The following is a 17,193-nucleotide window of genomic DNA, read 5'->3' on the forward strand; positions in this document are numbered from 1 at the left end:
TAACCATGATAGATATTTACGCAGGGCCAAGTGCTGCAAAAGTAATTCAAGAGCAAGGCCTATCTGCCGATTTGTTTAATACCTTTTTAGGTGCAAGCGGCGGGCCCAAGTGGTTTACATTATTTGGTTTGGATAAATATCTATTTGGTGAATTTTTTAAAGACCGTACCACACCTTTAAACTTATTAGGGTCAAGTGCTGGGGCATTTAGATCTGCCTGTTTTGCACAAAATGACCCTGTTGCTGCAATATCTCGATTAGCAAAGTCTTACTCTGAAACACGCTATTCATCGAATAAAGCAAAACCAGAAGAAATAACAACAAAAGCGCGAGAGTTATTAAGCACAGTTTTTGCTGAAAATGGTATTCAAGAAATCATTAACAACCCTATTTTTAAAGCCCACTTTATAGTTGCAAAATCGAATGGCTTTACAGCATCAGAAAACAAAGTGATGCAGTTAATGGGGTTATCTAAAAGCTACTTAGTCAATCGAATGAATAGACGCTTGTTAAGTAAGCAATATGAACGTTATGTATTTCAGCCTGCGGATAGTCAGTTATCTTTTTCCGATAATAATACTTTCAATACCCATACTATTGAGCTAAGCGAAGATAATTTAGCGGATGCATTACTTGCTTCAGGCTCTATTCCATTAGTCATGCAGGGCATTAAAAATATCAAAGGAACACCACCAGGTATGTATCGCGATGGCGGTATTATCGATTATCACTTTGACTTAAGTATTCATAATGACGGGCTTATTTTATATCCGCATTTTAATAACAGCCCTAAAGCAGGTTGGTTTGATAAGAGCCTAAAGCGCGGTGTTACCCCGAGTAACTATGAAAACGTAGTGATGATCACTCCATCAGCTGACTTTGTTGCTTCGTTACCTTATGGCAAAATCCCTGATCGTAAAGACTTTACAGAACTTGATGCTGATACACGAATTAAGTATTGGCAGCAGGTATTCAAAGAAACAGAACGGTTAGCAGAAGCATTCGATGCGGTGTGTACTAATAAGCACACACCGAAAATAAACCTAATCAAATAGTATTGTTTTCGCTACTTAAACTGATTAATCAAGGAAGTTTGCTCTGTCACTTTACTGAGGAGCGCTTCGCAAAGTTGCTGCGAAGTATGGCCAAGCTCTGTACACTCATGAGCAAAGTCTTGTGCCGAGGTTAAGTTGGTAGCAATAACTTGGCTTGCTGTAAGTTGCTCATTCATTGCATGCGCTATGATGCTATTGAGTTCACTTAGTTTGATAGACTGAGCTTTAATATGGTCTAAACTATCGCCACTTTGATTTGCAAGCTCAACACTTTTAGCCGATAAATTAAGTCCGTCTTTCATGGCAAGTTGTGCTTGTTTTGAGGCGTGTGTGAGCTGATTTAATACATTGTTTATTTCTTCTGTGGATTGCTGAGTTCGTGAGGCCAATGCACGTACTTCACCAGCAACAACGGCAAAGCCTCGGCCATGATCACCAGCACGGGCAGCTTCAATGGCCGCATTTAAAGCAAGTAAATTAGTTTGATCAGCAATGGCGTTTATCTCAGACAAAATTGCCACAATGTGTTGATTACCTTCAATTAGATTTTCTACTTGGCTACTTGCTGCTTTGAGTTTTTCATCAAGTTCACTGATTGAAGTTATCGTTTGCTTGACCGCAAGTGAGCCTTCTTCGGTTGCTTGGTTTGACTCTTCGGCTGCTTGATTAGATTGCATTGTGCTCGATGAAAGCTCATTGATTGAGGCCGTCATTTGCTCTGTGGCAACAACAATTTGCGAGACTTCATCTGTTTGTTTATTTAAAAGTTCAGTCACGTTATAACCAGACTCTGCACATTGTTGCGCGTTGTGATTAACGCCCATGGTCACATCATTAACACGGCCAACAACAGCTTTTAATTTAGCTTGTTGCATCTCAAGGGCAAGATGTAAAAAGCCAGATTGATCATTAGTCCCAGAGTAGAGGTAGGCCATTAAAGGGTTATCAAACACTTGTTTTGCTTTACTTATAAGCGCTAAATATTTTTGACGCCAAAAATACATAAGCCCATTAGCTGATGCTAAAAATAGAACTAGTAGACAATTAAAAATATCGAATCCAGAGCTAAAAACGGCAGCCAGCGAACCTAAAAAACTAATGAATAATAGGGCACTGATGTAAAGAGTGGCATCAAACTTTGCTGCAGTTGCATGAGATTTTTGATTATTGTTTATTTTAGCGTATTCAGCGGTTGCTCTTTGTACGACCTCATCACTTTGTTTTGTTCTGACTGATTGAAACTCAACGGTACGACCACTTTTATCTTTAATCGGTGTTACAAAGGCATTAACCCAATAATAATCACCATTTTTACAGCGATTTTTAACAGGCCCCATCCAAGATTGACCATTTTCTAGATGTTGCCACAAATCAGCGAAAGCCAGTTTTGGCATATCAGAGTGACGAACAAGGTTATGGGGCTTACCTACCATTTCGTCTAGTGTGAAACCAGCTATTTTGCAAAATTCATCATTGGCATAGGTAATATGACTTTGTAAATCAGTAGTTGATAGGAGGATGTCAGATTCAGAAAATTTAACTTCGGTATCGGTATTAATTCTATTTTTCACGTTAAAATCACCCAAGTACAGCTTTAAATTCAGAGAGTAAATTAGCGGAGTAAAAACAGTCTGAACCAGAAAGAGGTAGTGTTAATTTGATCACTAATGTTTATAAACAATTTAGCGGTAAATTCGTGAAAAAGAACTAGGAAAATTCAGGTTTTATGTTAAAAAAGTTAATACCTTTTAACTGATATAAGCTAGGTGGCTGGGTTAAAGGTTAGATAAAATTGTAAATTTAGTGCCATTCCCAACCTCAGAGTGACAACTGATTGTACCTTTTAGCTTCTGAACGATAAGGTTATAAACAATATTCATTCCAAGACCACTACCGCCAGCCCCACGTTTAGTCGTGTAGAAGGGTTCAAATATCTTACTCTGTACTTCATTAGTCATGCCTTTACCATTATCTTTAAAATCAACTCTAAGTTTTGAGCCTTCAAGATTTGCAGTAATCGTTATCTGACCTTCTTGAGTATCTTCAAAGCCATGTATTAAAGAGTTTAAAATAAGATTGGTGAATATATGTGCGATAACACCAGGGTCAACCTTAATCACTAAGTCATCACTACAATCAACCTGAATAGAATGATGACCCTTTTTAAGAGCAGGAGATAAACTGCTCACTAAATCAGTTAAATATTCTTTTAGATTGATTTCACGCTCTTCATCGTTACTGGAATCAACAGCGACTAGTTTAAAGTTGGCAACAAGTTCGGCAGCTCTATTTAAATTACGGTAAACAATAGAACCTGCTTGGTTAATATTCGCAATACTAGAGACAAATTCTTTACGCGTTAGAGTTTGTGCTTCAAATGCAACGCGTAGCTGCTCTATTAATTCAAGCAGATTTGAAGAGGCTGTGACACTCACACCTAAAGGAGTATTAAGTTCATGGGCAACACCTGCAACTAAGCGACCTAGTGAAGCCATTTTTTCTGATTCGACTAAATGGTTTTGCGTTTGTTTTAATTGCTTTAGTGATTTTTCTAAATCATTAGTTCGGGCAACAACCTTTTCTTCCATTTGGCTATAAAGCACTGAATTCTCGATTGATATTGCCATTTGACCAATCAATAAATTAAGCATATCAAGATGGTTTTGGCCAAAGGCATCAGTAGTGAGCTCATTCTCTAAATAGACAATGCTGTTGATTCGATTCTTGTAGATAAGTGGTAAGCATAAAATAGATTTTGGTTGATGCTTCTCAATGTAAGGGTCGTTGGTGAAAACCGAATCGACAGACACATTACCAATTAAAGCCATACTTTGTGTTCGAATCACATACCGGATAACACTGGCAGGTATATCAGTAGATTTAGAATAAGGTAAAGGTTCAAACTGGAAATTTGGCTCATTCAAAATACCAATATTTTCTACCCACCATTGTGAATTTTTCTTAAGTAACAAAGCAACTTTTGAGGCACCAGAAAACTCCATAACAATGGCAATTAATTTATTCATTAATTTATCTATAACCATTTCTTCTGAAAGTACATTAGCTGCCTGCATCATGGAATTAAGCGCAATTGAACTAGTCGACACTTCTATCGATGAATTACTGGTTAAAACAGGTATCTCATCGTTTGGTAATGATGAATTTGCCGCCTTAACATTGACTGATAAATGATTATAAATAGTCTGAGAAATTTGCTGGTGGTGTATGACATATTCAAGCTTACTTTGCTTCACTAGGTAATTTGCGAGTAACTCATTTGCTAATGCCTCAATCAGTTTGTAATCGGTTGCTTTAGCAAGCTCGATTGCTTGATGGTAAAGATCAAATACTTCATAGAAAGGTTGGTTATTCAAGCTTGCTAATTCAGCCTCTATCAATTTTAACTTATGAAGGAAATTATCTTCACAAGAGTCACTCCACGTTTTTAAGCGTTCAAACATGTGCTGAAACATGTCCTGATATTTACCAGAATCTAAATAAGTTTCTGGTTTAGCGAGCAAAACTAAACATGAATAAAAATACGCTTCAGGTGTTTTTATTTGTCCTGGCACACCCATTGGGATGATATGAATATGCTCAATAATTGCTAGAGCTTCGTCATATAGGCCAATTAAATAGAGCGCTCTGATTTTTGCATAGTAATACCAAGCTTGAATAATCGGTGAGTCTTTGGCATAAATTTGGTGTTCCTGTTCATTAAAAACATCACAGTCAAAGCTATTATGGTTATCACATTTATCCATTAAGTGCAGTAATGGTACATATGCACCTGGTATAAAAAAGCTTTTAGTTGATTCTTCATTTTTTTCTTTTAAAAAACTTAGGTACTTATTGGCTTCAGTTAAAACGTCAGTGCAGGGCAAGCCTTCTATTATTAAGTTTGAAATAATATTAACTGCTGCGTAGCTTGCGTATGTCCAATCACCAGCCTGACAACTGAATTGATAGCTTTGCCGAAAACTTTTGGTAGAAAAGGAAAGGTGATTACTCCAATGACAAATCGTTAAGCCGTACATAAAGTACACTTTGCCGCGTAACGCTAGGTTTGGGTAGTTATCAGCGATTTTTAGTGCAACTTTGCCAAATTCATCCGCTTTTTTGAATTCATTTAGCCTATTAACACAAACAAAACCATAAAGAATATAAGCAAAGGCAGATTGTTCACACCTACCATGCTCAAGACAAAGGCTACACATTTTTACTGATGCCCATTGCACAATATCCTCATCAGATAATAAATATGCGGTGATCCAAAGGCTGGTCAGAATATCGAGTAATAATAAAATTTGTTCATCTTCTAAGTCATTAGAATCATAGAGACTATCAATAGTGTACTGTGCAAGGTATGTATCTATGAGCGTAATCTCGTTAACGATTTGAGCATCTAAATTTTCTAACTCAGAAGGCGGCGTTAGATTTAATACTTTTAACGCTAGATATTGTGTATCTAGTGCTTCTTGATAGAGTCCTTGTTGGTGGAAATCATCCATTTTCACCAGCAGTACACGCGCATGATCTAAAGCTGTATGTTTGTATTTTAGTAATAGATTATAAAATTCATCGGATTCATTATATTTATTTAAAATACAATTAACTTTACATAACAACAGTAAGGTCTCAAACGTTACACTATAGTTAACTTTAAAATGTTCTACCTTTAATAATCTCTTGGCAAAGCTAAGATAATTATAAGAGGAACTATAAGCCGCTGAGTCAAACGCTTTTTTTGCGGCTAAATAATTGATTTCAATAACTTGCTTAATTTCAAGAGGGTTACATATAAGCTCTATTGCTTTATTAAATTGATTTGCTAGATCAAATAAGCTTTTATCTAGAATGTTATTGTTAAGTGCGTACTGATAAAGCAGTCTGGCAATATTAATATGAACTTGCTGACGCTCATTTTCAGGGATGAGTGAGTAGGCGGCTTGCTGCACACGGTCATGTAAAAATTTTAATTGCACATTTTCATTAACGGCTGCTTTTGAAGGAATGACATGTGAAATAGATTGCGGAGTTAATATAAGTTCTCTATCAATAGCTGGGATCAAGTTATTAATTATCTGCTGGGCTGTGTATTGGTTATCAGAAAGCGCTACCAACATATTAGTGTCGAATGTATTACTAACACTTGCAGCATACTTAAGTAAATTACAGGCTTGATTCGGTAGCTCATTAATTTTACCTGCCATAAAATCAACAACATTATCGGTGATGTTTTCTGACAAAATAGTTTCTTTATCCCAGCACCAACAATCTTTTTCTAAGTTGTGATATAAAAGACCTTTTTCATACAACTCTGTTGTAAATTGTAAAACAAAAAAGGGGTTTCCTAATGTCTTCTTCAATATGAGTTCACTTAAAGGAAGACATTCTATTTCAGGTGTATTTATTGTGTCACTGATTAGCGTATTTATTACATCTTTTGGTAGGTTATTCAAAAAAGCATGGTTTACAGGTACGTTTTTATCATTAATTTCGGTGATAAATTTAGTGAATGGGTGTTGGGAATCAACCTCATTATCTCGAAATGCTTGTATTATTAATAAATGATGTAATTGTAAATTATCAAATAAAGATGCTAATAACTCTAAAGATGCTAAGTCAGCCCATTGCATATCATCCAAAAATAAAATGAAAGGGCGGTTTCTAGTGCAAATTGCAGTCATAAGGCTTAGAAATAAACTGTGTAATAGACTTTTATCTATATTTTTTTTTGGTATATCTATATCTTTAATTTTAAGAATTAGGTTTAAGTCAGAGATTATGTTACACAAATATACTGCTTTATCGGTGAGGTGGTTGTTAAAAATATCGCGCCAAAGAATTAATTCATCATTAGGTTCTGTTAAAATGTAACGACAAAATTTATTTAAGGCATTAGTGATGGCAGAATAAGGGATATTTCTCTGATACTGATCGTACTTACCAGAACTAAAATATCCACATTCTCCAGTCATTGGTTTATAGACTTCTTTCACTAAAGCTGACTTTCCGACACCAGAATAACCTGATACTAAAAAGATTTCACAACTACCTTGGGCGACACGCTCGAAAGACTGCAATAAATCACCTATTTCTTTTTCACGACCATATAGCTTCTGCGGAATATTAAATTGCTCTGATGCTGAGAAGTTTACATTTGGTAATTCAAAATTAGTGAGTGATGGATCATTCTCAAACCGAACTGAAATTAGTTGCAAATCTTTAGCTAACCCCCAAGCTGATTGATAACGATCTTCTGCATTTTTTTGCAGTAGCTTACTAATAACATCAGCAATAACTTCGGGAATGTTTGTATTAATTTTATTAACTGGCACAACTTTTTTAGCAATATGACAGTGCACAAGTGCTAGTTGATCCTGTTCACTAAAAGGAGGTTTACTAGTTAGCATTTCATAAAAACTGGCGCCTAAAGAATAAAGATCACTGCGGCAATCTATTTTTCGATTAATACGCCCGGTTTGTTCTGGTGATAAATAAGCGAGGGTACCCTCTAAAACTCCTGGGCTAGTTAAGTTTTGTGAAGACTTCGAAAGTGAGGTCGCAATATGTAAACCAAATAACTTAAAGCTAGATAAATCATCACTAATCAAAATGTGATGGGGGTTAATATCTTTATGAATTAATTTTTTAGAGTGCAAATAATTAACCGTTTCTGCCAGATTAACAGCTAATGGCAGAAACTCATTTACTGAAATAGGGCCTTTTTGTAAAAGTTTAGAAAGAAGCTTGGCAGGAAAATATTCATAAATGATGGCTGTACAGTCATCTTCGTTAATGAAATTAATAGGTTTTAAAATATTAGGATGGTCTAATTTATCTGAAAATGCATGCTCAAGTAAAAGCTTGTTTATTGTATCTTTGTCTCTACTTACTTCTTTTAGTGATTTTATAAGAACTAAGTCACCGTTATTTAGTGACTTAGCGCTATGAAGTAAGAAGTAACCACTATTGTCGATACAATCAACTAAGCTATATCCTGGAACCGGCAAGAGAACTCCTTACTAAAAAAGAAATAAGCTACATATAGCTACTACTAATTTAGTATAGTCAAAACTTACCTATCTTCCATCTTATTTATTAAGCTGATTCATGTGTTAAATCAACAAATTACTTTATATAAAAACAACTATTTCACATAAAGGTTTATACAATCTAATCACGTAATATGAAATCACTCTGGCAGGGGGCTTCACCGGGACTTTGATCTAACTTTGTGTTAGGGCAATTCTTAGTAAAAAATAACGCTTCTTCTAGAGAGTTCATTTGGCTGCAATATTGACGGCCATCACATTCATACTCTGGCTTTTCATAATCAGATATTGTGATATCTCGATTATGGCTGTAATTTGATTTTACGGGATCAATAATTTTTGTTTGAAGCGCTTGTGTTGGTGAGATACCACCATAATTAACTGCATAATAATCCCATGCGAAATAGCCGACTATGATGATTAGAAAAAACTTCCTCATGATGAATCCTTGTTATTATTGTTTAGACTAATGTGATTCGTGAGAGGGATTGAAGCCTAAGCCTAATGGCCCAACCCGAAAGTCTTACTATAATAAGTCGAAGAAATAATATTAAGTAAAATTAGTGGCTTATGAATTAAATACGAAATTTCTGATAGCGAAGATAAATCAAAAGTTCGAAATGAATAGCACTTTTAAGTATTAAATTATTAGAAATGTGGGTTTAGAAAACTAGGTGATTACCTAAAGATAAATATAATAACTACCCATAAATTACGGTACGTAAAAATTAAGAAAAGGGCGAAAAGCCCTTTTTATTAATAAGTTAATCGCCCTGTCAAGATTGACAGTTTGACTTTATCTGAAATATAAATTTGCTGCATACTTACCATCAACATAAATATCACATTCTTTTTTTGAGCCAAACATTTGAGGTTCGAACCTACATCTAGCTCTAACTTTTGAGGTGTTATATAGACCAAGCATTTCGTCAGAAGAAATAGGAATAGAATCAATAACAGTTTCCCCATTTATGTAAACAGTAATTAATAGGCTTGGGGAAGCAGTTCCAGTAATTGTTAAGTCTTCACCAGAATCAGTTTTAAAAACTTGACGAGATGAATGATAAGCGCACGCAGTAGTAGCGATAGCTAAAATTGTTATTAATAAAAATTTATACATATCAATCCTTTGTAAATGTTAGAAAGGTAATTCTATGATATCTCGAAGGAAAAGTCACATTAGAAAGCAACCTATAAGTTATGGTACGTGAAAATTAAGAAAAGGGCGAAAAGCCCTTTTTTATTATGGAGTTAACGCCACTGTCAGTTTTGACAGTTTGGCACGGTAATAGGTAGCCATAATCACTTCTAATATCTACTTTTGCGATAAAGATCACAAATTCTGGCATTCACGATAGTCATTTTAGTAAAAATGATAAATAATTCTCTTGTAGTTCAAATGTTACATTCTAGTGAGAAAGAGGAATTGACCTATGAAATTGAGAAAAAATAGTATTCACATTAGGGTCAAAAAACCAAAATCGCTAAGTATCAAATACTTAAATAGGGTGGGTAAACCCTTATAACAAAATTGCGGTTACATAGAACAAAATGTTATTTGTAATTTGCTATAAAACCTGCATCAGGTTATAATTTTTAATATTAAAAGTTGAAAGGGGTAATCTATAGGCAAAAAAAAACGAGCTAAAAGCTCGCAATTTTAAAACAAATACATGATTCGTTTATTAAGATTTTATGTTGAAATAAAAATCTCGTCTAGACAACTGGATTTTATGATTTCTACACTTAATTGTCAAATAAATGAATTGAAATTTATTAATTAAGAGTAGAGTAGATTTATGATCGATTCTGAGATTATGAATGCTTTCTTTCTTTTAATTTCTTTCATACTGAATTCTGCCTTTTTATGCGTTGGGATTTGGCTTAAATGGCTGAAATGTAAAGAATTAAAAGCTAAAGATAAGAGTTAATTTATATGAAAGAGCCTCTTAAGGCTCTTTTTTTCAACTCCCGGTTTTTCTAGCTAATTCACCGACTATATTTAACAATTTATCTTGCAGTTCAAATAAGTACTTATCTTGTACTTTTGTTTCTGACTTTAACTTTTTATACATGGTTTCATGCTCTTTAGCTGACCATTTATAGCGATGTACAAACTGTACGTCTGATGGTTTTACTTTCCCCCAAGGCGTAGTCATTACATTGTTATGGTATGAAATACTGCATTCTGCCCACGGGCCAGTATCTGGCAAGTAACCGCGATACATTATCCAAAGTAACTTTTCAACAGGTTTACTCGCTTTGTTCGCTTTTACATATCTCCTTACTTGTCGTTCACTTACTCCGAGTTCTTTAGCTCCTTTAGCATAGTCATATCCGAATAGCGTAACGAACTGCAATTTAAAGTTGCCCATTGTGATTTACTCCTTTATTAAAAATCACAATGCACACTCGGTATCGGTGTAAGTGGTTTCGCTCCCCCCCTATTAGTATATGGGGGGAGGGGGTTTCCCTCGGCTGCTGTGCCGTCCTTAACTCAGCAAGGTTTATCAGAAGGCAATCAACTTTTTTCAAAGACAGACTAGGGAAGTGAGTGCGATTGGCTATTTCACTGAATTGATTTTCGACCATAATAAACCGTACATAAAATGGAAACGGTTTCGCGATGAAATGTGAATTTTCTGGAATGTATGACATGGCTGCGCCATCCTCCAAGAACTGGAGATACAAAGGTGAGTGGTACGTAATAATTTTGTTCATTATTACGTACCGATAGAAATATTACGTAAAAAATTACGTACCACTAAATGGCCTTTTTCATACGGCCTGTTCTAACATTTCTTGCCATAAAAGGTATATGGTCTGGGTTATCAATCAGAAACTCTATCATCTGTTTAATTTCAACTTCTGATTCGTCAGGTATCCAAAGGGTTACTTTCTTTAATCCTTTAGCTTTTTGTTTCTGCTCGTATTTTTGGTTTCTAGTCATAGTGTCACCAGTGACATACTGTGTGGTTGATTATTTTCTATCCCAAGCCGCTACGCTCAGGCTTCGCTTGGCGGCTTGGTCTATCAATTAAAATAGGGTATTTAGATCTATTGAATCATCATTAGATCCTTTTTGGCTTTCTACTTGGGAATAAGGGTTAGGCGAACAAAAAGCGCGATAAACAAAGTTAGTTTTTGATTGCCTGATAATGACATTGCAAGGGCTGAAATATTGGATACTGAAACCCATGCTCGCCAGTTCGTAAGAGTTGATACTAAACGTGCCGTATCTTTCTGTTATGAATTCGAAGATATATTCTCGATGTGTTCTTTCTGGCCGTTTCACTTCTTGAATACCTGTAACGAATATATCGGTAGCACCATAGGGCAAACCTACAGAAACAGGTTCACCATCAAGAACCTGAACAGCAGCATTACTAGTATTAGAACTAGTATCTTTTTCAGTACTGACCATACCCACTTGAGTGGTTTTTTCGATATTTTCCACAGCGCTTTCATTACTGGTGAAATACCATAACCAATACAATATACAAAGAAAGACAGCAGTAACTGGAAAGGCAAAAGCAGGACTGTATAAGAAATTCTTACCCTGTCCTTTTGTAATACCTCCGGTAGCTGTCGACTTGTAGCATTTGTGGACTTCAATCGGGATTTTTTTCCATGTAATGGTGCTGGATTTGTTTGGCGTTTTGCCGTCGAGTTTTGGGTTATGCTCGAAGATACGTGGTCGACGATTGTAATAGGGGATTGCTGAGAGTCCATCGAAATACTTATGGGCGTAGGCGTATTGGCTGACGTTTCTAATGTATTTGTGGACGCTGGTGATATCGGGCGTACAACAGATAATATCCCAGTTGTATTTTCTGTGTCGCATGTAACACTCTTTAAGTGTTTTGGGGTAAATAATGTGGCCATGTTCGTTAAATAACTCCCTGCCTAAGTCATCAACATCACCGCTTGTTAAATCATCAGGTTTGAACTTTTCTAGTTGGGTATAGTGGTATGTATACCAATGCTCGGGTATGAATTCTTTGTAATTATCAACGTGTTTGTAATTACAGGTTTCAGGTTTAAAAGTGGCTTCTGTAGGATAGACATCTTGAACTTCATCAATCAGAACTAATGCACCCGTTGGCATCCAGTGATACCAATTTCGCCATAAATTAAGACCTTCTTCATTTTGAGAAGAAAGTCTCCAAAGCTGAGCTGAGTCGGGGAAAGTTTCTTGAAGTTCAGTTTCTATTTCTTCAAGCGGCAGTATTCCTTCGATATTGGTAACAACTAAACGACCTTTTCTAAGGGCGGGTAAGACTTCAAACCATACAGCGCTGGCCGATTTGAAAGAACCTGGCGCACCGTGAAAAATTGATGCAGCCATATTACATGAACCTCATAACATAACGAGCAACTAAAGCTTGGATGACAATATTCAAACCATCAAAAAAGCGCATATCAACAAGCGCTGCTTTTACGTCTTGTGGTAATGCATTAGCTGCATTTGCTATTTTCGATGCAACTTGAAAATTTTCCAAAATAGCTTTCGATACAGACCAAGCAAGTTTCATTGCTTCTAGCTCTGCTGCAATCCTCATCAGCGTTATTTTTTCGATGATAAAAGCTAAAGCTCTTTCAAAGAAGTTTGGAACGTCATCATCAAGGAAAGTCCAAATATCAGTAAAGAAATGCCCCATCGCTTGGGCTGCACCTTCAAAGCCTTCATAGTTACCTTGCGCTGTGCCAGTATCAGTACCCGATGTTTCAGCGATAGCAAGTAACGGTAGAAATAGAACGATTAAAATAAAAGTTTTCGTTTTCATGTTAAGGCCCCAATAAAATATACAGTGCAGTTAAAGTAGATATAAGAAGAACGGCAGCAGCAATCAGTTGAAAGAAGCTGGCTAACCGTCCTAGCCCCATATCAACATCAGCCCCTTTGATGTTTACTATTCGTTCCTCATAACCACCACCAAAAGACGGAGTAACTTCAAAAAGCGACCCTGATTCAGATTTTATTTGTTGAACGTAGTCTTTTAGTTCTTGTCTTTTCTGTGTGATTTCTTCGGTTACGGTTTGTAGGTCTTGTTCGGTAAATAGTTTATTAAGACCTTTATTATTGTTTTTGCGTTTGGCCTGTATGGTAAATGGCTGTTCTTCTTCGCCATCACCGTCACCAGAACCAGAGCCGCCACCGCCGCCACCAACTGGTTTATCTAAAATTCCTTGTAAAAGTGAATTAGCTAAATCAGTGTTCAAATCTGTCATGGCTGTGTTGTAACGAATTTCACCAAGTAGCTCGTTAGATATTTGTATTTCTTCAGCTACACGGTCTAGACGATCATCATTAGAATCACTGGCAGCAATTTGATTCTTATTCATTGCGTCAAGGTTTTCATTAATCTTGTTTATGGCTGTCAGTTCATCGGGTTCGGGTTGAGGGTCTGTTTCTTCAGGCGCTGGCTTTTCTTCAGGTGGTGACGTTTTATCAACTTCTTTATCAGGTACGTTTTTACACATAACTGGTTCAGCAGAGCCATAAGATACTGGAATGTAATAACCGCCATTTTCATCCGTCTGTATTTTGCATTGAGTACCATCATCATTATTGAAACATTTTTCTGTTTGTTCACCAGTACCAAATACAAACGGGTCGTTATCTGTCGGTTTTGGGCAGTTATTAAAAGGGTCAAAAGGTTTGGCGCACATGAGTTCACCATTATCTAAATTGACAGGAATATCATAAAGGGGAAAACCTTCAGGTGGACAAGTTGGTGCTGTCTCTTTAGAACCAAAATAACCATATACACCTCTTGAGGTGGCGGTATCTGAATAATGATTTTTAAAAGCAACAACAATTCTGTAAAAAGGGCCAGTGTCAGTTTGCATGTGAACTTCAACAGTAGAACCGAAAACAAGGCCGGGTCTTGATTGTTCAACAATCGCTTCTATTAGTTCTTGGCACATACCTACATTACCCCCTGAACTAATTTCTTTTGATAAATCCATACATGAACCAATGTATTCATAACTTGGATTCATAAGGTCATTCATATCAGGTTCGTCAGCATGAGAGACAGATACAAAAAAAGCGCTAGTAAGCGCTAATAGAAATATTAGAATTCGCATCGTTGCGCCTTAATTGAAAAGGGCGGTTTTACCCGCCATTGTTAACTGGTTCTTACACCACTGGAGAAGCCTTCGACAAAGCACCACACCAGAAATGACGCAAGGCCAATTGAAGTAACCACAATTAGTTACGTAGTTTTGAAACAATCATACCGATAGCAAAACCGATAGCAGCAACAGTAATTACACCCGTTACGATAGCGGTGTAGTTAGTAGTGCCATCTGCAACAGCAGCATCAATTGCAGCGGTATGGTCAGCAGCAAATGCAGAAGCTGAGCCAAGTGCAGACGTTACTAAAAGACCTGCTTTAGCGCGTTTTGTAGCTAAAATGTTCATTACGTTTTTCATGTTGATATCCTTAATATTTAAAGTTTTCCCATTGTTCGGACAACACGGCCTATGCAATGGGCAGTTATAAAGGCGACTAGTGCCGCCGAGTTAATAAGGCCAAAAGTAGCCAAGTCAAAAGCAAACAATTCATTAAGAACGTTTACTAAATTTTGTTGTTGGAGTTGTTCAAACTCCGCTTGTGTAACCATCACAAAATCACAAACACCCGTTACGGCTTTTAGTGTTTGGTCTGGTTGGATAGCGACACATTGAGCCATGATTAGCTAACCAGTTTTACATCTGAAACGATGTTACGAGACATGTTTTCAGGGTCAGGCTCTAGGGTTAAATCCACCTCGCAAATACCTTGCTCTTCGGTGATTTTCTTAAACTTGTTATAAAGCGTTTGGTCTTCACGCATGCTTAATGACTTAGGCTCAAAGCCACATTTTTGAATATTGTGGTCACCTTGAATAAAGTCTTTTTCAGGTACTAAGTAACTGATAGATGAAAACGAATAGGGCTTAGCAGCACCTGATTTGCTTGATACACCGCGACCCATCGCGGCAGATAATAAGATTACTTTCATGGGGCTAACTCCATTTGATTGGGTGGTGATATACAGGCCTGATTAATAGAGTCGGGGATATCCCACGGATTAAGGCCTTTGGTTAATTGATTAATGATTTCGCTGTCCGGTAGTTCTTTAACGTGACGTAAGAAATTGAGGTACTTGCCGTAAGACTGTGCGCAGTAGCGTTCTAGCCTTTCAGCAACAAAAATTCCACTTACTTTTGGTTTACGTGTAGTGGTTTTAATCTCAAGACGTTTAGCGCTAACAAACTCAAAAGCAGGGTATGCAGCAGCAAACACGGCATCGGTATTGAGAAGTGCATCCAAGGAGATAACACGGTCAATAGACCTAAGCTCAAGCTCAGCACGCACCCAATTAGGTTGAGATTCACTTTGCATTTGCTTGCCTTTTTCATAGATACGCGCCATTTTTCCATTTTTGCGACTTCCTACGTAAAGGGTGTTTCCGCCATTGGCTACGCAGTCATAACGCTTTTGCCAGCCGTGTTTTTTCTTCCATAAAGCTTGTTGCTCATTAGATAATTTTTGCAGTTCGCCAGTCTGAATCCATGAGAAAGAGGGCGCTTGGTTCGTTTTACAAAAGCCGCCTTCTTCTAGATTTTGGAAGTAATTTAGAACGGATTTTTCGCCGTCATAGTCATCGTAAGCAATATCCAAACGGGTGATTTTTACGTTCGGCATTTTCTTAAGCATGGCGTGAAGTTTTGGAATATCGAGGCCCGCACAACCTGCGCCAGAGAATGAAATCATCACGCCACCATTGTTAGCACCCCAAGCAACTACGCCTGAATTTACATCATGACGGTAAAGGGTTGCTGACTTTTCATAGGTGAACATGCCGCCTGAGTTATGACGATAAGACCAGCTTAAATCATCCGATGTTAAGCGGTCGGCAGCCGTAGCAACCTCAGTATTTAGAAGGTGCATAAACTTAGTAATATCACCTTCAATCAATGAGTTAAGTGTTTTGTAACGTTTGGTTTTGCGTACAACGTTTTTGAAAAAGTGCGCCCGTTCTTCACTTGGGATAGCATCAACAGAGCCGTAATTACGGTAACGAGGATTGTTTTCGAACAGCTGGTCATAGTAATAATCAGAGTCATAAACAACCGATTCGTTAACTTCAACGTCTAAATCATCAGTGGCTTGTTGGTCGAATAATTCAGCACAAAGCATTGCGTTATAGGCTTCTTTGTAGGAGGCAAAGTCACCTTTACCAAACGCAATTTTGGCATCAAAGCGAAGACGGGCAATTTCGTCAGGGCAAAAAACAACGGTTAAATAGTCGATTTTGGTTAACTGTTTAGAAGTCTGGGTCATAGTCAAATGCTCCAGAGTCGAACAGTTCTTGCCAGTTTGAATCATCAACATCGATGATTTCGAAAGGTTCTCCGCTTGCATAGTCTATGCAAAAAGCCATAGCTTCAGCGCGTGAGGAATACATAAGCGGGTGTTCAATTTTATTGAAACCTAACGCGTATTCCTCAATGCCAGCTATGTATTGGAGATAGAATTTCAAACCGGATTCCTTGTTATAATAAATCTTTCATTATTGAACGCTGTGAGTCTAGCTTTCAGTTGTGAAAGATGTCAACTTTTTATTTTTCAAAAATGAAAGTTATAATTAAGAAAGTGAGGAGAACGCTATGAATTTTAGTTACGAACTAATTGAAAAGTATAAACTTTCCAAAGGCTATACTCAGGATAAACAAGTTATTGCGGATTTTTCAGAATTTACATCTGGGAATATGTCACAAATCAAGAAAGGCAACCGTCATTTAACTGCGAACCAGTGCATTGCTATGGCTAATGCAATTGGAATGGATCAGAAAGAAGCATTACTAAAACTTGCTATCGAAAAATCAAAATCGAAGGAAGAAGGTAAGATTTGGTCTGATATTGTAAAAAAGATTAGCGCTGCGTGTATTGCGGGAATCCTTGCAGCTGCGAGTCTAACTGGTCAAGTAGCGACCCCGCCTTTGCGGTATCGTAGATAGCCCATAAATTACGTTATGTTAAATCGGGTAAAATAATTAAAAGTGGGAGTTAGGTTGCTAACTAG

16 protein-coding genes are annotated in these 17,193 nt (G+C 37.0%); 2 read left to right on the forward strand and 14 right to left on the reverse strand.

The window, feature by feature from the left end; genetic code table 11:
- Positions 1-5 precede the first annotated feature (5 nt).
- On the forward strand, positions 6-1,055 hold the full coding sequence (locus MTF66_RS01240; protein WP_248526059.1) for a patatin-like phospholipase family protein: 1,050 nt from the start codon (positions 6-8) through the stop codon (positions 1,053-1,055).
- Between the two features lie 11 nt (positions 1,056-1,066).
- Here MTF66_RS01240 and MTF66_RS01245 read toward each other — a convergent pair whose 3' ends face one another.
- From MTF66_RS01245 to MTF66_RS01310, 14 genes are all read right to left on the reverse strand, one after another.
- Complete coding sequence (locus tag MTF66_RS01245) at positions 1,067-2,626, reverse strand: methyl-accepting chemotaxis protein (protein ID WP_248526060.1); 1,560 nt, start codon at positions 2,624-2,626, stop codon at positions 1,067-1,069.
- 204 nt (positions 2,627-2,830) lie between these two features.
- The gene (locus MTF66_RS01250; RefSeq protein ID WP_248526061.1) at positions 2,831-8,071 is read right to left on the reverse strand and encodes an AAA family ATPase; all 5,241 of its coding nucleotides are present in this window, start codon (positions 8,069-8,071) and stop codon (positions 2,831-2,833) included.
- Positions 8,072-8,234: 163 nt separating this feature from the next.
- On the reverse strand, positions 8,235-8,552 hold the full coding sequence (locus MTF66_RS38560; RefSeq protein WP_308199867.1) for a hypothetical protein: 318 nt from the start codon (positions 8,550-8,552) through the stop codon (positions 8,235-8,237).
- 357 nt (positions 8,553-8,909) lie between these two features.
- A complete protein-coding gene (locus MTF66_RS01260) occupies positions 8,910-9,233 on the reverse strand; it encodes a hypothetical protein (RefSeq protein WP_248526062.1) in 324 nt (107 codons plus the stop codon).
- Positions 9,234-10,077: 844 nt separating this feature from the next.
- The gene (locus MTF66_RS01265; RefSeq protein WP_248526063.1) at positions 10,078-10,488 is read right to left on the reverse strand and encodes a hypothetical protein; all 411 of its coding nucleotides are present in this window, start codon (positions 10,486-10,488) and stop codon (positions 10,078-10,080) included.
- 389 nt (positions 10,489-10,877) lie between these two features.
- On the reverse strand, positions 10,878-11,063 hold the full coding sequence (locus tag MTF66_RS01270) for a hypothetical protein (RefSeq protein ID WP_105180822.1): 186 nt from the start codon (positions 11,061-11,063) through the stop codon (positions 10,878-10,880).
- A gap of 87 nt (positions 11,064-11,150) precedes the next feature.
- On the reverse strand, positions 11,151-12,461 hold the full coding sequence (locus MTF66_RS01275; RefSeq protein WP_248526065.1) for a zonular occludens toxin domain-containing protein: 1,311 nt from the start codon (positions 12,459-12,461) through the stop codon (positions 11,151-11,153).
- Between the two features lies 1 nt (position 12,462).
- The gene (locus tag MTF66_RS01280) at positions 12,463-12,900 is read right to left on the reverse strand and encodes a DUF2523 family protein (RefSeq protein WP_248526066.1); all 438 of its coding nucleotides are present in this window, start codon (positions 12,898-12,900) and stop codon (positions 12,463-12,465) included.
- A 1-nt stretch (position 12,901) separates the two neighbouring features.
- Entirely contained in the window at positions 12,902-14,206 is a 1,305-nt protein-coding gene (locus MTF66_RS01285; RefSeq protein WP_248526067.1) for a hypothetical protein, read from the reverse strand.
- 124 nt (positions 14,207-14,330) lie between these two features.
- Positions 14,331-14,555 carry a hypothetical protein gene (locus MTF66_RS01290; RefSeq protein ID WP_248526068.1) on the reverse strand — a complete coding sequence of 75 codons (225 nt, stop codon included), beginning with the start codon at positions 14,553-14,555 and terminating at the stop codon, positions 14,331-14,333.
- A gap of 17 nt (positions 14,556-14,572) precedes the next feature.
- On the reverse strand, positions 14,573-14,815 hold the full coding sequence (locus tag MTF66_RS01295; protein ID WP_248526069.1) for a hypothetical protein: 243 nt from the start codon (positions 14,813-14,815) through the stop codon (positions 14,573-14,575).
- Between the two features lie 2 nt (positions 14,816-14,817).
- On the reverse strand, positions 14,818-15,126 hold the full coding sequence (locus tag MTF66_RS01300; RefSeq protein ID WP_188728604.1) for a hypothetical protein: 309 nt from the start codon (positions 15,124-15,126) through the stop codon (positions 14,818-14,820).
- A complete protein-coding gene (locus tag MTF66_RS01305; protein WP_248526070.1) occupies positions 15,123-16,451 on the reverse strand; it encodes a replication initiation factor domain-containing protein in 1,329 nt (442 codons plus the stop codon). The genes MTF66_RS01300 and MTF66_RS01305 overlap by 4 nt, the downstream gene beginning before the upstream one ends.
- Positions 16,435-16,650 carry a hypothetical protein gene (locus tag MTF66_RS01310; protein ID WP_138624732.1) on the reverse strand — a complete coding sequence of 72 codons (216 nt, stop codon included), beginning with the start codon at positions 16,648-16,650 and terminating at the stop codon, positions 16,435-16,437. The genes MTF66_RS01305 and MTF66_RS01310 overlap by 17 nt, the downstream gene beginning before the upstream one ends.
- Positions 16,651-16,777: 127 nt before the next feature.
- On the opposite strand from MTF66_RS01310, the gene MTF66_RS01315 reads away from it, so the two are divergent.
- Positions 16,778-17,128, forward strand: a complete 351-nt coding sequence (locus MTF66_RS01315; protein ID WP_248526071.1) for a DUF3693 domain-containing protein — start codon at positions 16,778-16,780, stop codon at positions 17,126-17,128.
- Positions 17,129-17,193 lie beyond the last annotated feature (65 nt).

The organism is Pseudoalteromonas sp. 2CM39R (genome assembly GCF_023161845.1).

What these genes read in the sequence shown, in the direction of transcription:
- MTF66_RS01270 (WP_105180822.1), bottom strand. Translation starts at nt 11,063, where the DNA reads ATGACTAGAAACCAAAAATACGAGCAGAAACAAAAAGCTAAAGGATTA.
- MTF66_RS38560 (WP_308199867.1), bottom strand. Translation starts at nt 8,552, where the DNA reads ATGAGGAAGTTTTTTCTAATCATCATAGTCGGCTATTTCGCATGGGAT.
- MTF66_RS01260 (WP_248526062.1), bottom strand. Translation starts at nt 9,233, where the DNA reads ATGTATAAATTTTTATTAATAACAATTTTAGCTATCGCTACTACTGCG.
- MTF66_RS01290 (WP_248526068.1), bottom strand. Translation starts at nt 14,555, where the DNA reads ATGAAAAACGTAATGAACATTTTAGCTACAAAACGCGCTAAAGCAGGT.
- MTF66_RS01300 (WP_188728604.1), bottom strand. Translation starts at nt 15,126, where the DNA reads ATGAAAGTAATCTTATTATCTGCCGCGATGGGTCGCGGTGTATCAAGC.
- MTF66_RS01275 (WP_248526065.1), bottom strand. Translation starts at nt 12,461, where the DNA reads ATGGCTGCATCAATTTTTCACGGTGCGCCAGGTTCTTTCAAATCGGCC.
- MTF66_RS01240 (WP_248526059.1), top strand. Translation starts at nt 6, where the DNA reads ATGATAGATATTTACGCAGGGCCAAGTGCTGCAAAAGTAATTCAAGAG.
- MTF66_RS01305 (WP_248526070.1), bottom strand. Translation starts at nt 16,451, where the DNA reads ATGACCCAGACTTCTAAACAGTTAACCAAAATCGACTATTTAACCGTT.
- MTF66_RS01315 (WP_248526071.1), top strand. Translation starts at nt 16,778, where the DNA reads ATGAATTTTAGTTACGAACTAATTGAAAAGTATAAACTTTCCAAAGGC.
- MTF66_RS01295 (WP_248526069.1), bottom strand. Translation starts at nt 14,815, where the DNA reads ATGGCTCAATGTGTCGCTATCCAACCAGACCAAACACTAAAAGCCGTA.
- MTF66_RS01265 (WP_248526063.1), bottom strand. Translation starts at nt 10,488, where the DNA reads ATGGGCAACTTTAAATTGCAGTTCGTTACGCTATTCGGATATGACTAT.
- MTF66_RS01280 (WP_248526066.1), bottom strand. Translation starts at nt 12,900, where the DNA reads ATGAAAACGAAAACTTTTATTTTAATCGTTCTATTTCTACCGTTACTT.
- MTF66_RS01285 (WP_248526067.1), bottom strand. Translation starts at nt 14,206, where the DNA reads ATGCGAATTCTAATATTTCTATTAGCGCTTACTAGCGCTTTTTTTGTA.